At 38.4% G+C, this 19,570-nt stretch carries 20 protein-coding genes; 8 read left to right on the top strand and 12 right to left on the bottom strand.

All coding sequences use genetic code 11. The annotated features are described in order from the left end of the window. The first annotated feature begins 5 nt into the window (after positions 1-5). From J7384_RS01700 to J7384_RS01665, 8 genes are all read left to right on the top strand, one after another. On the top strand, positions 6-821 hold the full coding sequence (locus J7384_RS01700; protein WP_209110600.1) for a flagellin: 816 nt from the start codon (positions 6-8) through the stop codon (positions 819-821). Positions 822-1,034: 213 nt separating this feature from the next. Then, positions 1,035-1,847, top strand: coding sequence for a flagellin (locus J7384_RS01695; protein ID WP_209110598.1), 813 nt, complete (start codon positions 1,035-1,037; stop codon positions 1,845-1,847). An 85-nt stretch (positions 1,848-1,932) separates the two neighbouring features. Further along, positions 1,933-2,370: a flagellar protein FlaG gene (locus tag J7384_RS01690; RefSeq protein WP_209110596.1), complete on the top strand. Its 438-nt coding sequence runs from the start codon at positions 1,933-1,935 to the stop codon at positions 2,368-2,370. Between the two features lie 121 nt (positions 2,371-2,491). Continuing rightward, a complete protein-coding gene (fliD, locus tag J7384_RS01685) occupies positions 2,492-3,853 on the top strand; it encodes a flagellar filament capping protein FliD (protein WP_209110595.1) in 1,362 nt (453 codons plus the stop codon). 44 nt (positions 3,854-3,897) lie between these two features. After that, positions 3,898-4,344, top strand: a complete 447-nt coding sequence (gene fliS, locus J7384_RS01680) for a flagellar export chaperone FliS (RefSeq protein WP_209110588.1) — start codon at positions 3,898-3,900, stop codon at positions 4,342-4,344. A 2-nt stretch (positions 4,345-4,346) separates the two neighbouring features. After that, on the top strand, positions 4,347-4,658 hold the full coding sequence (locus J7384_RS01675; RefSeq protein WP_209110586.1) for a hypothetical protein: 312 nt from the start codon (positions 4,347-4,349) through the stop codon (positions 4,656-4,658). Between the two features lie 33 nt (positions 4,659-4,691). Continuing rightward, on the top strand, positions 4,692-6,869 hold the full coding sequence (locus tag J7384_RS01670) for a 6-hydroxymethylpterin diphosphokinase MptE-like protein (RefSeq protein WP_209110584.1): 2,178 nt from the start codon (positions 4,692-4,694) through the stop codon (positions 6,867-6,869). 1 nt (position 6,870) lies between these two features. Then, the gene (locus J7384_RS01665; protein WP_209110582.1) at positions 6,871-8,187 is read left to right on the top strand and encodes an NAD(P)-binding protein; all 1,317 of its coding nucleotides are present in this window, start codon (positions 6,871-6,873) and stop codon (positions 8,185-8,187) included. Between the two features lie 17 nt (positions 8,188-8,204). Here the strand turns inward: J7384_RS01665 and J7384_RS01660 are convergent, their stop codons facing one another. The 12 genes from J7384_RS01660 to J7384_RS01605 form a co-directional block, all read right to left on the bottom strand. Next, positions 8,205-9,269 carry a hypothetical protein gene (locus tag J7384_RS01660; protein ID WP_209110580.1) on the bottom strand — a complete coding sequence of 355 codons (1,065 nt, stop codon included), beginning with the start codon at positions 9,267-9,269 and terminating at the stop codon, positions 8,205-8,207. 38 nt (positions 9,270-9,307) lie between these two features. Beyond that, on the bottom strand, positions 9,308-10,243 hold the full coding sequence (locus J7384_RS01655; protein ID WP_209110578.1) for a hypothetical protein: 936 nt from the start codon (positions 10,241-10,243) through the stop codon (positions 9,308-9,310). Positions 10,244-10,245: 2 nt separating this feature from the next. Beyond that, complete coding sequence (locus J7384_RS01650; protein ID WP_209110576.1) at positions 10,246-10,965, bottom strand: class I SAM-dependent methyltransferase; 720 nt, start codon at positions 10,963-10,965, stop codon at positions 10,246-10,248. 96 nt (positions 10,966-11,061) lie between these two features. Beyond that, positions 11,062-11,727 (bottom strand): PIG-L deacetylase family protein, encoded by a 666-nt coding sequence (locus tag J7384_RS01645; RefSeq protein ID WP_209110574.1) that lies wholly within the window; start codon positions 11,725-11,727, stop codon positions 11,062-11,064. Positions 11,728-11,794: 67 nt separating this feature from the next. After that, positions 11,795-12,484: a WbqC family protein gene (locus tag J7384_RS01640; RefSeq protein ID WP_209110572.1), complete on the bottom strand. Its 690-nt coding sequence runs from the start codon at positions 12,482-12,484 to the stop codon at positions 11,795-11,797. Continuing rightward, positions 12,481-13,485: a DegT/DnrJ/EryC1/StrS aminotransferase family protein gene (locus J7384_RS01635; RefSeq protein ID WP_209110570.1), complete on the bottom strand. Its 1,005-nt coding sequence runs from the start codon at positions 13,483-13,485 to the stop codon at positions 12,481-12,483. The genes J7384_RS01640 and J7384_RS01635 overlap by 4 nt, the downstream gene beginning before the upstream one ends. Beyond that, positions 13,472-13,939: an acyltransferase gene (locus tag J7384_RS01630; protein WP_209110562.1), complete on the bottom strand. Its 468-nt coding sequence runs from the start codon at positions 13,937-13,939 to the stop codon at positions 13,472-13,474. The genes J7384_RS01635 and J7384_RS01630 overlap by 14 nt, the downstream gene beginning before the upstream one ends. Positions 13,940-13,953: 14 nt before the next feature. Then, a complete protein-coding gene (locus tag J7384_RS01625) occupies positions 13,954-15,309 on the bottom strand; it encodes an NAD(P)-binding protein (RefSeq protein ID WP_209110561.1) in 1,356 nt (451 codons plus the stop codon). A gap of 5 nt (positions 15,310-15,314) precedes the next feature. Continuing rightward, positions 15,315-16,382 (bottom strand): N-acetylneuraminate synthase family protein, encoded by a 1,068-nt coding sequence (locus J7384_RS01620; protein ID WP_209110559.1) that lies wholly within the window; start codon positions 16,380-16,382, stop codon positions 15,315-15,317. A gap of 1 nt (position 16,383) precedes the next feature. Further along, positions 16,384-17,106 carry an SAM-dependent methyltransferase gene (locus J7384_RS01615; protein ID WP_209110557.1) on the bottom strand — a complete coding sequence of 241 codons (723 nt, stop codon included), beginning with the start codon at positions 17,104-17,106 and terminating at the stop codon, positions 16,384-16,386. A gap of 64 nt (positions 17,107-17,170) precedes the next feature. After that, positions 17,171-18,277, bottom strand: coding sequence for a UDP-2,4-diacetamido-2,4,6-trideoxy-beta-L-altropyranose hydrolase (gene pseG, locus J7384_RS01610; protein WP_209110555.1), 1,107 nt, complete (start codon positions 18,275-18,277; stop codon positions 17,171-17,173). Continuing rightward, positions 18,278-19,567: an aminotransferase class III-fold pyridoxal phosphate-dependent enzyme gene (locus J7384_RS01605; RefSeq protein WP_209110553.1), complete on the bottom strand. Its 1,290-nt coding sequence runs from the start codon at positions 19,565-19,567 to the stop codon at positions 18,278-18,280. Positions 19,568-19,570 lie beyond the last annotated feature (3 nt).

The following is a 19,570-nucleotide window of genomic DNA, read 5'->3' as shown; positions in this document are numbered from 1 at the left end:
TAACAATGGGTTTAGTTGTTAATAGTAATATATCCTCACTGAACGCCCAGCGTCAGTTGAGTGGCTCAACACTTGATTTAGGCACTTCATTTGAGCGCTTATCGTCGGGTAAGCGAATCAACAGTGCGAGAGATGATGCAGCGGGTTTGCAAATATCAGCGCGTTTGACTTCTCAAATCAATGGTTTGAATCAAGCGTCTCGTAACTCGAACGATGCGATTTCTCTGGCACAAACGGCAGAAGGGGCGCTAGATGAGTTTACAAATGCGATTCAGCGTTTGCGTACTCTTGCCGTTCAAGCGTCTAATGGTTCGAACTCTGATCAAGATAGAATTGCACTAGATCAAGAGTTCCAAGCATTGAACAATGAACTTGATCGTATTGCTCGAGATGCATCGTTTGGTGGTGTTAATTTACTCGATGGTACCTACAGCGAAAACTTTCAAGTTGGGGCCAACGCTGGTCAAACTATTTCAATATCAATACCTCAGAACTTTTCTAGTGGAACAATTGGTGCTGCTGGTAGTGTTACCTCTTTTACTGGTGCTCAGACTGCAATTAGTAATTTAGATAGTGCTTTGAGATTGGTGAACAGTACAAGAGCTCAGTTAGGTGCGGCACAAAACCGTTTTAGTTCTGTTATTCGTAGTAATGACAATACTGCGCAAAATGTATCAGCTTCTCGTTCTCGTATTCAAGATACGGATTTTGCTGCGGAATCAGCAAATCTTGCTCGTAACAACGTATTACAACAGGCATCGAGTTCGATATTAGCACAAGCCAACCAGCAACCTCAGATTGCTCTATCGTTGCTACAATAATAGTAATAGTCTATTACTGATTGTTTCAAAAGCCTCGTTGTTGAGGCTTTTTTTACTTTTAAATATATCAACTTACGAGTTTTTTAATTTTTTTAAAAAAAAACTTAAAGAAAATTTTTACCTGACCGATAAAGTTTGCAAGAGGGGATCATGCTTAATGGTTGAACCTCGGAAATTAACTAATTTTTAGGGGCTTTCCCGGAGGCAAAAATTATGGGTTTAGTAGTAAATAGTAATATTCAATCATTGAACTCTCAACGTCAATTAGCTCGTTCAACTAATGATTTAGGTACAAGCTTCGAACGTTTATCATCTGGTCGTCGAATCAACAGTGCTCGTGACGATGCTGCTGGTTTGCAAATTTCAAGTCGTTTAACTTCACAAATTAATGGTTTAAACCAAGGTTCTCGTAACGCAAACGATGCAATATCTTTAGCTCAAACTGCTGAAGGCGCATTGGACGAATATACCAATACTATTCAACGTCTTCGTACTCTAGCGGTACAAGCATCGAATGGTTCTAACTCTGACCAGGATAGAATCGCACTTAACGAAGAATACACAGCGTTAGAAAACGAACTTGACCGTATAGCTGAGCAAACAAGCTTTGGTGGTGTTCAGTTACTGAATGGTGGTTATAGTGAAAACTTCCAAATTGGCGCTAACGCAGGCCAAACTATTTCTATATCAATCACACAGAACTTTTCAAGTGGTGCGATCGGGGCTGCTGGTAGCTTAACGTCTTTTACTGGTGCTCAAACAGCGATTGAAGCACTTGATAGTGCCTTAAGACTAGTGAATAGTGCCCGTGCTGAGCTAGGTGCTAGCCAAAACCGTTTTAGTTCAGTTATTCGTAGTAACGATAACACGGCTCAAAACGTATCAGCATCGCGCTCTCGTATCGAAGATACCGATTTCGCTGCAGAATCAGCTAACCTAGCACGTAACAACGTGTTGCAACAGGCTGCAAGTTCGCTATTAGCTCAGGCTAACCAACAACCTCAGATTGCGCTATCATTATTGTAATAAGCCCAATTATTTTGGTGTAAGGTTAGGGCTCTTCAAAGTAAGAGCCCTAATACGTTTTAACCACTGAGTAATAGGAAGTATTATGGAATCGAATATTAACGGTATTAGGCCTATCTTTTCGGATTTGACAGATAGAGTCGGAAACTCTGGTAGTAACGAATTGAGACCCGATACTGTTTCAGATGAGCTCGAACTTTCGGCAGAGTCACAACCTGACTTCTTGGGAGAGTCAAGGTCGTTAAATAATAGTCAACGAGAACTCAGTGAAGAGGAACAAGCCGAGCTGTTGAATAGTGCAATCGAAACTGTCTCTAGTTTTATTGAACCTCAAATACGTAATGTTAACTTTACTCAAGATGATAGCACTGGACAGAGAGTGATAAGAGTTTTCGATGCAGAAAGTGATGAACTAATAAAACAGTTTCCATCAGAGGAAATTTTGGAGCTTGCTGAGAGAATTAGGGGCTTACAAGAAGAAATAGTTGATAAAACTGGCATATTAATTGATGATAAAGTTTAGTTAGAAATCATTGAGCCTTTTCACTATTGTTAGACCTGCTCATGCACATTTTTATCGTAGCTTGATGTTATTGCCAGACAGTAGGCTTTAACGTTGTTGTATTTAAGTTACCGGAGGTTTCATGTCATTTACTAATTTAGGTATAGGCTCGGGTTTACCCCTTAATACTCTGGTTGAAGGGCTTCTAAACGCAGAACGAGTTCCAACGGAACTCAGGTTGAACGCTAGGCAGGAAAATCTTCAGCTTGAATTGTCTGGTGTGGGCGCTTTTCGGTCTGCATTGTCATCATTCCAAGATACGCTTGGCAAACTCACAGCCAACAATGCGTTTAACCAGCAGACAATTACGACTAGCAACGACAATATTTCCGTTACTACTAATGGTTTTGCTAGTAATGGTGAGTTTGACGTTAATGTTCAGCAGCTCGCTTCCGGTACTCAATTAAAGTCGGCAGCTATTGCGTCATCGGCTACAACGCTTGGTAGTGGTACTCTCACTTTTACTGCGGGCGCCAATAATTTTACTGTAGATATCGACGCCGCTGATGATTTGAGTGCAATACGAGATAAAATTAATGCGGAGTCGGGTAATTTTGGTGTGACAGCTAATATTATAAATGCTGATTCAGGCACTTTTTTAATATTAAACTCTACTCAAACCGGTAGTGCCAATAATTTGTCAGTTACCACATCTGATCCCTCATTAGCGGCTATATCGACAAATAACACCGTCAATACTGCAGCGCAGGATGCAATTATTACTGTTGATGGTAATACCATCACAAATAGTAGCAACGAATTCAAAAATATTATTGAAGATGTCACAATTACTGCTAATGCATTGACGACGACTGAAAATTCAAGAATTACTATTGAACAAGATACTGCTAGTGCTCGCGAACTTGTTGATGAATTTGTCAACAGTTTCAATACATTATCAACAAGCCTGACTGGATTGGCCGCGCCTAGGCAGGGACGATTGGCATTTGATCCTAATATTCGACAAATTCGACAGCAAATTACCGATGTGTTGCTAGATACTGTATCTAATAGCAGTGTAGGCAATTTACAAAACCTAGGTATTGAGTTAGATGATAATGGCCTACTACAAGTTTCCTCGTTCAGTTCTCAGAATATTGCAAGTGGTTCTCAACGCCTTTCTAATGCATTGTCTGACAATTTAGAAGAAGTTGGTAAACTTTTTGCTTCTGATGATGGAGTTGCAACGCGAATTTCTGCAATTGTTGACACTTATGTTAACTCAGATGGGGTCTTAACTCAGAGGCAGCGTTCGTTAAATGAGCAACTTGAAGACGTTAGCGAAGAGCGAGCTGCATTTGCCGTGCGTTTAGCTGATTTTGAGCAAAGGTTGATAGCTCAGTTTACTGCTTTAGACTCCGCGGTTGCAGGTTTTAATTCAACTAGAGATTTTGTAACTAATGCATTGCGAAGTTCTTCGTCTAATAACAACAGCAACAACTAAAGGTATTAGTTCGTTTAGTGCGAATGCATCCGAGGTAATGAATCATGAGAAACAATTTAAGAGCCTACCAAAAGGTTAACAGAGACAGTAACCTGTCTGCTGCAGATCCGCACACTGTTATATCTATGCTTTATGACGGCTTGATAGAGAGTATATCAATCAGCAAAGGTGCTATAGAGCGCAAAGATTTAGCTCTGAAAGCAAACTCCTTAACTAAATCTATTAATATTCTGCGATCTTTACAGGATTCTCTTGATAAGGAGTCTGAACCTCAAATATCAGAGAATTTTAATACACTCTATAGTTACTGTATCGAGCGTTTAGGGACTGCCAGTGTATCACTAGAAACGAGTTTGTTAGATGAAGTGATTGATTTGCTGAAACCTTTGAGAGATGCTTGGAAGAATATTTCTCAGCAAGACAAAGAAGAAGGTTTTGCAAAAATATCAGATCGAGATAGTGCTCGTAATGCAGCTTCTGTTGGTGCCTAATCGTGCTAATCAAAAAGTTTCAACGGATTCGTGATTTAACAGAACAAATAGCTGAATTTGTTGAAGCTTTGAATATTGAAGGTTGCCAACAGCTAATCGAGCAAAGACTCGTGTTGTTACAAGAAGTGCAGCTTGAATTGGAATCGACATCAGATAATCAAGTAAAAGAACAGTTTCATAACTTACTTGTCTGGCTGCAAAAACACGATGACAGTCCTTATCATAAAGCATGCGAGCTTAAGGCTGAATATCAGGAAAAGGTTGTAAAACAAAAAAAAACAAGTTTTGCGATTAAGCAATATAACGCATTTTAATTTCTTATCTACATTTTCAATTAGGCTTATATTATGTCTCCAGCCGAATTAAATTTATCGCTAAACGAGAGAATAGCTCAGCTCGAAAAAAAAGCAGAAAAAATAAAATCTCAGATATTTAACCAAAGTCAAGATGAGTATACATTACAAAAATTGGCTGATAACTGTTGTCTGTTAGGTGGAACCGATGAGATACTTCTTAGCCAATATGAGCGCAATATGGAAGCCTTTAAGCGGTTTGACAGTAATGTTTACGAGCATTATTTAAACTTTACGCCGAAAAGGTTTTTTGTTGACATCTTTGATGGTTTTCCTAATGTTTATGATAGCGAGTTAGATACACATCTATATTCATATCCGCCTTATTTGATGGCAATGGCTCAGGTCAATGCGTACCAAGAGCATCCCCAGTCAACATCAGCTATTTTTGACGCCAACAAAGAAAACCCTGGAAACTTCATTCATTCAATTTATCTGAACAAAATATTAGATGTTTTAAATAACAGAATGAAGCAAACAGATAAGTTGAATATTAGCAGTAAATTACGCAAAAATTTGAGTTCCATGATGATTTTTGGGGTTGGTGCTGGTCATCATATTGAACTATTGATGTCGCAGCATGATGTAACCCATCTTTATGTAATTGAACCTGATTTAGACATTTTTTATAGCTCTTTGTTTACGATGGATTGGGCTGGAATACTCCAAAAAATAGAAAGCAAAGGCTTCTTTCTTCATCTATCACTTGGCGAACAGAAAGACGAATTTTTTGACGACTTGTTGAATAAAAGTTACCAGTATGGCCGTTATGACATTGCAAAAACTTATGGTTATGTTCACTACAATACACCTGCTATAACTGAACTATTAAAACAGCATAAACAGCGGTTTTACGAAACTGTTCAAGGTTGGGGTTTTTTTGATGATTCGGTAATGTCGATCGGACATATGTTGACTAGCTTGCAAAACAAAGTGCCTTTGTTGAAAAAGAAGAAGTTACAGAAAAATGAACTTGCGGAGTACCCTGTTTTTATAATTGGTAATGGTCCATCACTCGACAATTTAGTAGAAACGCTTAAAAAGCACAAAGACCATGCTATTTTAATTAGTTGCGGTAGTGCCTTGAGTGCATTATATCAATACGGAATTACTCCCGATATTCATTGTGAACAAGAGCGTACTTTTCCTGTCGTTGAAAAGCTATCTTATTATTGCCCTAAATCCGAACTAGACAAAATGGCCTTTATTGGGCCTACAACAATACACCCTGAGATTTTTAACGAGTTCAATAGCAATTTAATGGCTATCAAAGGTCAGGAACCTTCAGCGGCTTTGTTGATGGAAACAGCACTTGGAAAAGAGCTCTTTGATGTTCACAAATATATCAATCCGACGGTGGCTAATACGGTTCTTTCGATAGTCAACGGTTTAGGGTTTAAAAACATCTACTTTGCAGGTGTTGATTTAGCCCACAAGTTAGACGGTAATCACCACAGTACAAAGAGCTTATATTATAATCAAGACGGTGATGATCTTGACTTATATGGTTATAAAAGCCTATCTACTATCCCTGTTGAAGGTAATTTCGGAGGAGAGTTTACCACTGAGCCATTTTTTAACGCGTCTAAGCAAGGGCTGGAGCGTTTAATAAAAGATTCCGAAGAGCTTTATTGTTATAACTTGTCTGATGGTGCAAAAATTAAGGGATGCCAGCCATTAAAAGCAGAGGCCCTTGAAATAACATTACCTAAATTATTAGATAAACAATTACAAATTAGTGAGCTTTTTACAAAAGCTAGCTATGTCGACGATGGCACATTAGCACTTGAGTTAATTGAATTGTTGGATTTTGATGGCTATGAACAACTTTGCCATTTGATGATAAATACTATTCAAGAGAAGTTTGCGAATACAGAGCAGTGTCTACATTTTTTAAAAAGACAAACACAAATACTATATGATAGTGATACTTGTAGATATGATCACTTCTATTTCCTTCTTAAAGGATCTGTAATGCATATGCAAGCTATGCTTGTACGGGTGCTTTACGAAGCCTTTGACGAGAAAGTAGCAATGGACGATTTTAATGAAGCTGTTTCATATTATAAATCATTTTTATTGCACTCTATTGAATATTATCGTGAAAATGCAATTGAACCTCACTATTGTGGTTCAGAGTGGTTTAAACCATTAACTAAATTTGAAAGTTAATATGAATATTGAGAAGCATGTTTGTATTGTTGGTGCCGGCATAGTTGGTATTGTCGCTGCCTTTTTGGAAGCGAGAAAAGGTCACAAAGTTACTTTGATCGAAGCTGCCGATAGAGCAGGAGGTCTACTCAAAAGCGACTCATGTGATTATGGTTCCTTTGACTATGGCACTCATGTTGCGAGTGAAACGGGTATCGCAGAGCTCGATCAATTTTTGTTTTCGGGCATGAATGAGTTAAATAGCTACATATTCACTGAGAGTAAGTCCGGTAGTTTTTCTCACGGTAAAATGAATGTTGATAGCCCTTTTTTAAATATTAATCATTTAAGTGATGATTATTTATTCAAAGCTAACTCTGAGCTGATTGAATACCGTAAGAGCGATACTAAAAAGGATTTAAAAACTGCAATAGAGCAACGCTATGGGAGTTTGATATATCAACAAGCCTACGCGCCATTTATCGAAAAAACTTTTGGCGTTTCACCGGAACTACTACCAAATTACTACTTATTTTTCTTTGACATGTATCGAGTCATTGCATTTGATAGCAATACCACTGAAGAACTGAAAAAGATTGACTACTTAAATGATAGATTAGGATTTCATCATAGCAGCAAAGGTGTTCGTAAATACTACCCCAAACAGGGCGGTATTGGTTTTTGGGTTGATACGTTAATCTCGCAACTAGCTGATTTAGGCGTTGATATCTTGCTTGGCCAGCAAGTTAAAACCGTTGAACAACAAAACAATTCTAATTGGCAACTGGGGTTAACTGATGAAAACCTTGAAGCTGATGAATTAATCTGGACAGTTTCTTCAGCGTTGTTAACCAAATTTTTAGCTATTGATAGTCACCTCACTAAACCTGAGTTTAGAACAACAGGTTTATTTGATTTTGTTTATGATAATCCATTGAAAACAAATAGCTTTTATATTAACAACTTCGACGTAAATCACTATGCAACGCGATTGACATGTTATCAAAATTTAAACTCTACTGATGAACAAAATTTCTACGCCGTGACCGTTGAAGCATTGGTTAATAGTGATATTGAACTTAATGAACTAACTGATGTTATTGAACAAGAGTTGGCAAAAATGGGACTTATCGATGATAGCCATTGTTGTCAGTTTAAACAGTTTCGTCCTATTGAAAGCGGTTTTCCTGTCATTACTCTTGAACAAGCAAATGAATTTGAAGCGCTTAATCAAAAAATAGTAAATGGCTATTCGAACATTACTTTATTAGGGCGTAGCTCTAATAAAGGCTTTTTTATGAATGAGTTACTTGCAAATACCTACAGAGAGCTTGTTTAATTACTTCATTTTTTAGGTTAACTTATTGTTACTTTTGCGGAAATTTCAACTGCGTTACTAAACCCTTCTTTAAAAAAGCCAATTGAGCTCTGTTTCTCAGTTGGCTTTGGGTACTCATAAGGTTGATGCCTTTCACCCAAATAGTAATTAGTAACTTCCAACTCAATCATGTGTTTAATTGCTTCAATTTGGACGACATGCCCTATTGGAGAAGCAAATAAGCTGCGTTCATAAACACCCAGACTATACGACGCGTAGCGATTAATAACGTTAAAGAATGCTGCTCCGACTAGTTGACCATTAGTTTTATCTGTTAGTCTGATAACAAAGCACTTTTGAGCATTAATTATGTTTTGCTGAAGCCTCCATGTTTCTAGTGAGCGAGTTTCTTTGCCTGCAATTTTGATATGGAATTGTCTTATTTCTTCCAGCTCGTGGTCAGATAACGTATGCAATAACTCAACGTTCCAGAGCTTTAACCCTTGATTGATAAGTGAACGGTAGCTTTTGCGAAAATCTTTAACAAGTTCATTTATTGGTTTTGTTAAAGTTAAATATAGCTGTTGATGATAATGTATTTTCTCTATATGTGGCGACAATAAGCGATGCCATGTGATATCTTGGCTTGGCTGAATCTGACAACAAATAGGAGATAATTCATTGATAGTATGTGTTGCTCTGAGAAAGCTTAAACATTGCTGAAGTATTTTCTTAGTTTGTTTAATAGATGTGTGATCAACAATTAGAGGAGGGATGATAGCTTGGCAATGGCTCTGCAGTTTATAGTTTGATGTCATGCACAGGGATTCTCGCTCTTTGTATAGCGTCAAAGGCCAAATTGCTACAGCTACCGAATTTGCGTAAAAGACTACCGACAAATCTGCTGCATAGCCACTTGAACGTAAGTAGGCCAGATGGTAATCCGTATATAAATGAAGATAATCTTGGGTTGCATTTTTACTGGTCAAACAAACTTGGTGCCAGTCGTTAGAATTACTTGTGTGTAAATTAGTGTAGTCTTTAAAGTGATCTGTTTGCAGTAGTTTAATACGCTCGATCACCGTCGTCTTATCATTATTCACTATTTTGATCCGTTACTTCAGTCAAGCCTTTAAGCCGCTTACTTAAACTCCACTTGATTATGACAAGGCAATAAAAACACTTTACGGCAACTTTGCGTTTGATAATCGTAGTATGTGCGAATACTTTCTTCGACAGTTATCGGTATGTCGGCATAAACAGACGCGGCGACACTTTCATCAGAACCTATAATTATGTTTGATGGTAGCCTTAGATTCATTGACGCCAAGTAACTGGTTATAGCATTTTCAAGAGTAGGGCAGTCACTAAGGTAACATAGGTTAGCTTTTACTTTTTGTACCGACTCAAAAAACGCTTGTTCTATGTCGTTGACAAACGGAATTAGGGTGGGATGCATTTTGAAAATACTTTCTTGAAACTGAGTAATATTGATAAATTCAGTGAGGTTTTCAAGTTTTTTTATACCAAGACTTAGAGTGGATCTATCACGATATTCTAACAATGCTTGCTTTTGATCGGTACTTTGACAAATGACTATCGCCCCGATTGCTACAGGCATTATTTTTGGTAGCGATACTAGGCAATAAGGGGCGTTATTAGGAAATAACTCTCTTGGTTGATTGGTGGTGAGTATTGAGTCGACCGCATCTTCAATCAAAACACTGTGATAATCATGCTTAGTAACTTGAGTTTTCTGTCCCCATTGATGATAAATAACTTGATGTTTACTTTTTTGACATTCGGTTGTGGTCGGTGTACTGGTTTCTGCTATCGCTGATAGTACACAGTGAGAGGAATAGGGCTGACAGAAGGTTAAATCTGGTCTACTTGCGCCTTCAATAGATAATATCGCATTTATTGCTAGCCTAGCTCTAGCAAAATAAACCACTTCGAAAGGTGAATAATACTCTGTAAAAAACGCTTCAATATTGGCTAGATGTTGCTGCGATTGGCTAATTTGAGAACTATTAACCTCTACTTTGGGCCATAGCCAATATGAGTTAGGTGTTGACATTCTTACCACTTTTTCACTAATAAATCTTCACGCGTATTTGAGAATGGCAAATTACTTTTTTGTGGTAGTAAATATGTCTCAAAACCCATTTGTCGATAGCGTAACATCAACATCAAGATTAAACTATCGTCCAGACTACCGGCCTCAAATTTGTTCCAGTTGACCTCTGGAATGTCACTATTTCCACTCCACTGCTGATGAAATTTTTGTCCTTGCTCAGACGATAAAAAGCGTTTTTTCTTGGTTGCATTAGGGAGGTCTGCCAGTAAAAGGTTGCCGCCTGGTGCCAACAGTTGTACTAGTGAATCAACAAAAGAAATAAAGTCACTTTGCAGGTAAACACAATGAAAAACACTATAGACAATAACGACATCAGCTTTACCTTGATACTTTTCTATCAAGCTTGTGTTGGGAAACTGACAGGCTTCTTTCTCAATGTTATCTTGTTCTGGTAATCTTGCTAGCATTTCTTCACTGTCAACTAAGACCAATTGTTGTTGATAGTGTTCAGCATTTGCAATAAGTCTCTTGACAGGAGCGGAACAACCGCAGCCAATATCAATGATCAAACTCCCATTTCGTGATAATGCGGGAAGCTTATTCAATATATCGTCAAAAATATAAGTTTCATCTTGTTGTTGCTGAGCGTAACGTCCTACACGCTCTGTGTCTGACAAGTCAGTTGAAGTTGCCTGTTGTTTGTAATACTCAAAGTAATTCATAACTATATAGGTACCGATGGAGTGATTTTTTATACTTTCGGTAAAGCAAAGTTTATACCGTTTTACTTAGTTACAATCATACGTAAGGAGTGTTTTTTAGCTAAGAATTCGTTCAACGTAAAAAGCCTCGGCTTTAGTAAATCCGTGGGTTGCGCCACGCAGTGTCGCTAAAGCACTAATACACTCAATACTACGACTGTGGGGAAATTGTTTTAGCTCCTCTTTATAGCACTGTAAAGCGGCTTTTTTTAACTGCCAATAGTCACTAATGTCATTGATATACTGGGCTTTGAAGCTCGGGAGTGAAGTTGAGTTCCACTCTGTACTGGATAGTACTTCAAAGGCAAAAATCTTTTTGACACTATGCCCTAGTTGAGGCCTACAAGCAGTTAATACTGCTTGGTTACAGATTTGATGATCAATATTCAAGTCTTGCCCATAGTGAGTATAAATATACTCAGGCTCAAGCTCTTGTATAATAGACTCGATGTATCGTACAACGTTTAACAAAGCCACTGAGTCTAGTTGATTATCTGGAAAACTGGCTTGATGAATGGACTTTATTCCCAGTACCTGCATTGCTCGCTCAGCGGAACACTCACGTTGCCATTTAGCGTTTTCGCTAGTTGGTCTTGAAGAAACACCATCGGTTAAAAAGATCACTTCAACATGATCTCCATTTGCGGTGTGTTTTGCAATCGTGCCCGCGCAACCGAGTACTTCATCATCAGCATGTGCTGCCACTACTAGCACTTTTTTCATACCTGTAACCTTTGTGTTATTGCTACACTCATTCACAACGAAATTGACATTAAATTAACTTTAGCACTTATGTCATTAAGATTGTTGCGCTGTTACCACCGTGGTTAAACAACAAATCAAGTACCGATAAATGTGACTCAAAGCCTTTACTAGTCAAGTGTTGTTTATATTCCGGGTGTATATAATCATGATATTCAAGATTAATATTGTTGATGTCAAAAGCATCTTTATCTAAATAATCGCGACCGAATGGACCAGACAAATAACTTGTCGCCTTTTGTTTTTGACACAGCTCAATTATCAGCTCCGATTTTCTGTGCTGACAACCTAAAGTAGAGCTATAAACTATCGGTGTATCGATCTTAAGTGCGGCTAAAAAAAATTCAAGCTGCCAACGCAGTAATTCACCTAAAAGTCCCCATTCTCTGTGGTAACAGCTATAAAGTTGCTCTTCATACATGGAAAAGTACGGAGACTTTTTATAATTAAAGTAAATGCTATTCCAATGCTTGCGTTGCCAGGCGAGTTGATTTTTTATATTTACCTCGTTAATTGCTAGGTGCCCAAATTTTCCTGAAGTAGCGACAGGCACAGTAAGTAGACAAGGTAGCTGGTTGGTGTTAATTTTATTGCGGTTAGTCATGGAGTTTTTTTCAAACTGTACGTGATCCAAGACAATGTGTGTATCACTTTTTGCAATACGATCAAAATAACCTAACCAAGGCAGGTAAGCGGGTTGATTGATTGATACTTTCATATTTTAATGCCTTGCTGCAATGTCCGAGCAATATACTTTGCTTGAGCGAGCGACAGGTTTGGGTAAATAGGTAAAGACAAGGTTTGTCGACAAAGCTGGCTTGCATTAATGTTTTCAGCCGATAGTAGCTCTGATGTTGTAAATGGGTTAATTGCCCTTATCCCATATTCAGCGAGATAGTTGATGAGTCGATTGACATTTGAAGTCATGACAATTGCTCTATATCTGACATGCTTTAGGTTCTCATCATCAATATCCATAAGTGGTAATTGATGATCCTGATATATTTGCCAAATGGCATTACGCTTTTCTATAAACTCTGGTAATTTTCTCAATTGTACACGGCCTATTGCAGCTTGAATTTCAGTAATGTGAAAGTTGAATCGCTGCTCTTGATCAATTACTTGGTCAAAATTTAAGTACTGCTTTGCCTGTTCTATAAGTGTTTTGTCCTTGCTGACTAACATACCGCCTTGACCACCGCTAGAGATCATTTTGGTCGCATAGAAAGAAAGTACACCAATATCGCCTAGTGTTCCCAACATGCCATTGTTAGTGCGAGCACCTAATGCCTGAGCCACGTCCTCTATAATTAACTTGTCTACTAGCTTGGGTAAATGACTAGCAAAACCGTATAAATATGGGTAAATCAAGGCATCAAATGAATTGTAGTTCGTTTCGACGATTGGAGTGTTGGCTTTGATATCTAGAAATACAGGTTTTGAGTTATTTAGAGTGCATGCGTGTTTAAGTGACGTACAAGAATAGCTTGGTAAGCCAACTTTTTTATTTTGGAGAGCTAGTACATTTAGTGCAACGTAAAGTGCTGAAGTACCACTGCTGACGCAGACGGCATGGCCAGGAGGCAAGCCCAGATACTGGCACATTTCATCTTCGAAGTCCCTTGTTTGACTGCCTTGTACGAGTTTATTACTACTCACAATTGCAGCCGCAGCTCGGGCCTCTTGTTCACCTAAGCTTGGTTGATTATGCGGAATCATCGGCCTTTACTTGTTTACATGAATCTAAATAGTAACCAGCCTTTACAATCATAGGGTTACCTATCACTAAAGAGTATGGAGGAATGTCTCTTGCATCGACAACGGAGCCTGCTGCAATTACTGAGTGGTGGCCTATATGAGCACCGCCTTTAACTACTGAATGTGAACCGATAAATACATTGTGCTCAATGATTATGTCTTTACGTTCAACTTCTTGGCTGATACCTATCGTGAGTTTGTGAGAGTCGGCTGCGTTGATAGCGACAAAGGATGATATATCGCAATTGTCACCAATTACCACTTTACAGCCAGTGGCGTTAACTTCACTCATGCCGCCAATATATACATTATTGCCTATAATTGGATCCCCATTGATCCAAACAAGGGGGTGAAAACGATTTGATTTAAAATTTGTCAGCTTTTCAAACAAAGACTTAAACAGCGATAATTTCATATGGCGGTTCTATTTTATAGGGGGTTGTTTTGTATTGTTCTATATACCTCTTGTAAAACATCGCTCATAAAAAACGTTTTACTCGATGCTTTACCCAGTAATTGAACATTTTTGAGATTACTAGTAATACAATTGTTTTGCCTTTTCGTTTCGGCAACGAAATCACAGGTATATACTGGAAAGCCATTTTTGATGACTTCGCTTGTTTTATAAAGTAACTTTGCTGACGTTTCAACAATGCCCATGGTAATAAGCTCTTGATAAACTTGCGCTTGATCAAGCTCATCGCATATATCCTTGTTGGTTAATACTTCAACTGTACAACGATATGGGCCATTAACATCGTTATTGTTACTAATGTTCGGGTATAATGTAATCCGAAAAGAGGACATGTCAGCATCATTGCAATAGACGTGAAAATTATGTGTGTTAAAAGCTCTGTCAAAAACAAAGTGATGCAAGCAGCTGTGTCTAAACCTTGGTTGATAGTTTGAAACAAAGTCCAAACCCGCCAATTTAATCAGTAAGTAGCTTGGTGCTGTCCACACTAACTGTTCAAATTCAAGCTGCTCACCATTTGCTAAGGTAATCCCCGTGACTTGGTTGTCTTGGTGATTAAGTTTAGTAATCGACGCCTCAGTAATAACCTTAACACCTAGCTCCTCGGCCTGTACTTGTAAATTATCTATCCATAAGCCAATTCCTTTTCCGTGCTTCGGATAATAATTATTTAATGATGAAACTCCCTCGTCATAGGTTTCGTAAGCTAAAATACTGTCATAGTATGGATCGGCCTTTAATCGTTTCATCATTGCTTGATTACCAATGATAATACGGTTGTATCCAAATAAGCCAAGAGCCGATTTGTCTAACTTAATAAGCTCAGCGTCAAACAACTTCTCAATTAGAGGAGTGAAAAGTTTTTCTGTAAACGTGTCACCATAACTTGCTTGACAATACTCTAGCAGGTTTTGACTTTGAGTTGCTCTCTCTTGGTTTGAACTTAATAACTCGTATGCGCCATTAATTAAAACATTTTCAGGTAAGGCCTTGGCATAAATAAGTTGAGAATACTTGTGCAGGTAACCATTTATATAGTTGCCGGGCTTTAGGATAGGTAGTTTATACCAGTCCTTTTCGGTAACACGCTCAAAGAGAATATTGTCAAGCTCATCAATACCAGTTTCACCTAGAATATGAGTACCATAATCAAATTCTACACCGTCTGCCGTTTTTATCGAACGCAATAAACCACCACACTTATTGTTACTTTCGATTAAAGTGACGCAGGTAGCATCTCTCTTTTTCAGTAAAATTGCTGCAAGTAAACCAGCTATACCACCGCCTACAACAAGGTGTTTTTTCATCATAGTATTCAATCCAAATTTTCGTTAGCGATATCACCTAACTGAAGTAATGAAGCCTGTTTTATAAACTTACTCGCTTGTAGCCCAGTTATCTTATTGAGCAGCAATGGAGGCAGACCATTGCCTGGGCGTCTTAAACCTATATTGTCTGAATCTAATTGTTCGCCAGGCTCAATATCTTTGAGGGCAACGATACTTCTTCTAGCTAAAGTACGCATTTCTAATTCAGCTTCAGATGGCCTTAATATAGCACTACCACGCATTTTATGAGCTAGGTGAATAGCATCTCGCCAAGCTTTTAAACTGTTTGGGTTTTCAGAAAACCAGTGATCAGGGCCTGCCATTTGATTGTCTAGCGTAAAGTGTTTCTCAAATAAGCACGCACCATAACCAACCGCTAGCGCTGATGCTAAATATCCTTGTGAGTGATCTGAAAAGCCTAAAGTGAGGTTTGGAAAGGCGGATTTTAAGGTATTGAGTTTAGCTAGATTAATATCCTCAGGTGGCGTCGGGTACTGTGATGTACACAAGCATAATATGACTGGGTACCCATCAATAGCACCTAGAGCCTCAAGCGCTTGGTATATCTCGGCCATATCTGCCATTCCACATGAAACAATAATAGGTAAGTTGGTTTTTTTATAGGTCTGAAGTAGAGGAATATTAGTAAAGTCGTCAGAGCCTATTTTGATTGCATTAATGCCAATTTCAAGCAAGAGTTCTAAATCGCTTGGGTTTTGTGGTGTTGACAGAAACAATATATCTTGTTTTTTACAATAGGCTTTTATTTCATGCCATTGCTCGATTGAAAACTCCATACGTTTAAACATATCAAGCATAGGCTCGGTGATAGTTTCCCCTTGTGATTGATAGCTAAATAATTGCTCAGGATCGCCACAAAACTCATCTGCTTTAAAAGTTTGAAACTTTACAGCATCAACGCCAGCTTGCTTGGCTGCATCTACCATTTTTAGTGCAGTAGCTAAGTCTCCGTTGTGGTTAATTCCCGCTTCGGCAATGATAAAAGGTGCGCTGTCACTTGAGATCAAGCGCTGATTGATAAAAACGTCTGACATATTATTTTTCCAGATAAAAATCGAACATATGGTTGGCTTGAAAAAGTTGCGGGTTAATTGGCGATAGCTGGCAAGCTGTAAAGCCAATTTTAGTGGCAATTGATTGAATAATATTAAAATCAAGCCAAAATCTGTGGTTGAGCTCTTCAAACACAGCGCGTTCAACTTTTTCTTTAGACCAAGATAAGTTTTGGTACGAGGCAATATGCTGCTCTTTCTTGCTCAGATCTGTATTATGAGTGACAATGATCCTGCTTGAAGATGCACTAACCATATACAGGTTGGTCAGAATAGCAGCTATTTCATCATAGTTATCAAAGTATTGTAAAACACCACCAACTATTATTTTTTCATACTGTGTATTCTTTTTCTTCGTAGTGGAAAAGTCTAACAAGTTATCTTGGTAAGCATTTATATTGGCAAAATTTTGGCACTCTTGTTGCGCTCTTTCAATCGCCGAAATAGAGTAGTCAAATAAGTCAATGGCTTTGACTAATGGAGAAAAATACATAGATAAGTAGCCACACCCACCCGCTGCATCAAGCATAGTCTCATGTTTTGAAACACCACCAAGCCCCTTAACAATATCGGCTAGATAAACAAAGTAGTCACTAATGCTATAGCTATTTCTTCCCATAGTGGCAAAATAGCTTGGTTGTTGGGCTGCATCTTCCCATTTTTCATGCCAAAACTGATTACGAGAAGTTTGCGGTGCTAATGTCATTGCGGTTTCCTGTTGTTAGTAAGCTCGATTTACTTATAGTATGCAACTTATGATAAAGCAGACTTTATGCCATAGCTGTTTTATTGATGATACGCTCGATGCCTTTGCCGTCACAAATGTTCAGGCAAGCATTCACTTGCCGCTTATATGTATTTTCGTCGAGCAAGGCTGTTAAAGCTCTAGATAGTCGCTCTGTCGTGAGTGTTTTATAGTGGCCGAGGTTTATTGCCGCTTGTTGTTCTGCTAAATGATTAGCTACAACTCGTTGGTTATCTGCATCTTGAAGTAGTATCGACGGCAAGCCCATAAAACAACGTTCCCACGATGTAGTACCAGGTGTTCCTATGGCAATATCTGCGTCAAGCATTAACCTCGCCATACTTGACGGATTTATTGTTAATTGGCACCAGTCGCTATTTTTAGTTTTATTAAGCAGTTCAGATTTATGAGGAGCAAGTGAACTTAATACGATGACGACTGAAAACTGACGAAAGCGTTGTCTAAGTGTTTTTAAACTATCATAGAGTATTTGAGATATATTGTCTGGGTCACACGCCCCCATAGAAATCAGTATATTAATTTTGTCTTTGTTAGTTTTAGCTAAACCCTTAGCTCTTTTGACTAAGGCTTTAGATCTATAATTAGCAAAATCAGGATTTAAAATGATGTACTCACTACCAACTAATAATTGACAGTAGTTAGGCACTAGTGATTGATAGTTAGCTTTAACGCAACCAAGGGTTTGGTCTACTAAGTAGTTAGCAAGGTGGCTCCTGTTAGCTAAATCATCAATAACCAAAAGCTCTTTATAATAGTTGACCATTAATTTTTGCCAGTGATGGTCAATTGCGTAATGATCGACAACGATTAGATCGAATTGCTTGTTAGTAACTGTGTCGTTATCAAGGGGAGGAGAAATAGCTCGACTACATTGACTAGCGTCTTGAAGTTGCCAGTCTTTATTTATTAAATCGCCACTAGCTTCGACTAAGTTCAATACCCTAATACCATGTCTTCTTAACAACTGTTGGTGTTCTTCAGACTCCAGCAGTGTTAAAAAAGTGACGTCATTACCATTGCTTAGAAGTCTTTTGGCTAGGTTCAAGCAGCGGAATAGGTGTCCTGCACCAATTTTACTGGAGGCGTCTACTCTAAACGCAATTTTTGCCATTTATCTAACCTTGAATACAGGTTCGATGAATTTACCGTTGAATTTATCATCTAAGTCGAGATCTTCAATAGTTTTAGCTAATAACGGTAATACTTCTTGATACGCAGATAACAGTTGGTCGATATCTTGTTGCTGGTGACTAAAGCTTAAGTTGTGGCCGCCGTTTATCAAGAAACCTCGTTTTTGCATCTCTTGCAAAAACAATGATTTTAGTTGTAACGATGTATATGTTTTACAGTCGTCAATCAAAACAAACAGCCAACTTGGGTGGCCAGTTACACTTAGCCATTCAGGGTTAGACATTGATTCCATTATTTGCTTTAAGCCTTGCTCAAGTTGTTTGCCTAAATCAACAATATGTTCAATTACCTTATGGTTTACAATTTTATTTATGGTTGCTTTAGCTGCTGCAAGTGATAGTGTTTCGCCGGCGAAGGTACCAGAGAAAAAAATGTCACTCATTGTTTCCATAATTTCTTGTTTACCTACAACAGCAGAAATTGGGTAACCGTTTGCCATCCCTTTACCAAATGTTGCTAAATCAGGAATAACACCGAAGAGCTGTTGCGCTCCGCCTAAGGAAAACCTAAAACCAGTAATAGTTTCGTCGAAAATTAATACAGTGTTATTTTGCTGGCATAGTTGCTGCACACCTTTTAAAAAGTCTTTGTTAGGATAATACAGGTTCATTGGTTCAATAATGACAGCCGCAAGCGATTGTTTATCAAAAATCTGCTGAAGTGATGACAGATCATTGTATTGAAAACTATGCGTTAGTGCTTTGACTGCCTCAGGTACGCCTAAACTACGTGTCGTAGAACCAATGTACCAGTCTTGCCAACCATGGTAACCACAAACAGCAACGTGCTCTTTGTTGGTGTAAGCTCTAGCTAATCGAATTGCTGCGGACGTTGCGTCAGATCCATTTTTACCGAAGCGTACCATTTCTGCACAAGGGATATGTTGTACCAGTAGCTCCGAAACTTCTACTTCTAAAGTGTGAGGTAAAGAGAAAGTAACTCCATTCTTTATTTGGTTACAAACGGCATTGTCGACGTCTGGGTCACAGTAACCTAACGAAACGGAGAGTAAACCGTTTACAAAATCGATATATTGATTGCCATCTATATCCCAAACTTTTGCGCCAGAGCCCTTACTCAGATATAACGGTGACACTTCTTCAGGGTAACATATTTTACTCTTACTAAACGTTTGTGAGCCCAACGGTATTGTTTTTTCTGCGCGTTCAAGCCAAGCCGTTGAATTTGAATATCTCGGGTTGTGATTCATACT

Origin of the sequence: Endozoicomonas sp. G2_1 (assembly GCF_017744155.1) — a bacterium.
GTDB lineage: Bacteria > Pseudomonadota > Gammaproteobacteria > Enterobacterales > Alteromonadaceae > JAGHQT01.
Note: the sequence above shows the minus strand (reverse complement) of the source record. Positions and strands in the feature narration are given on the sequence as shown.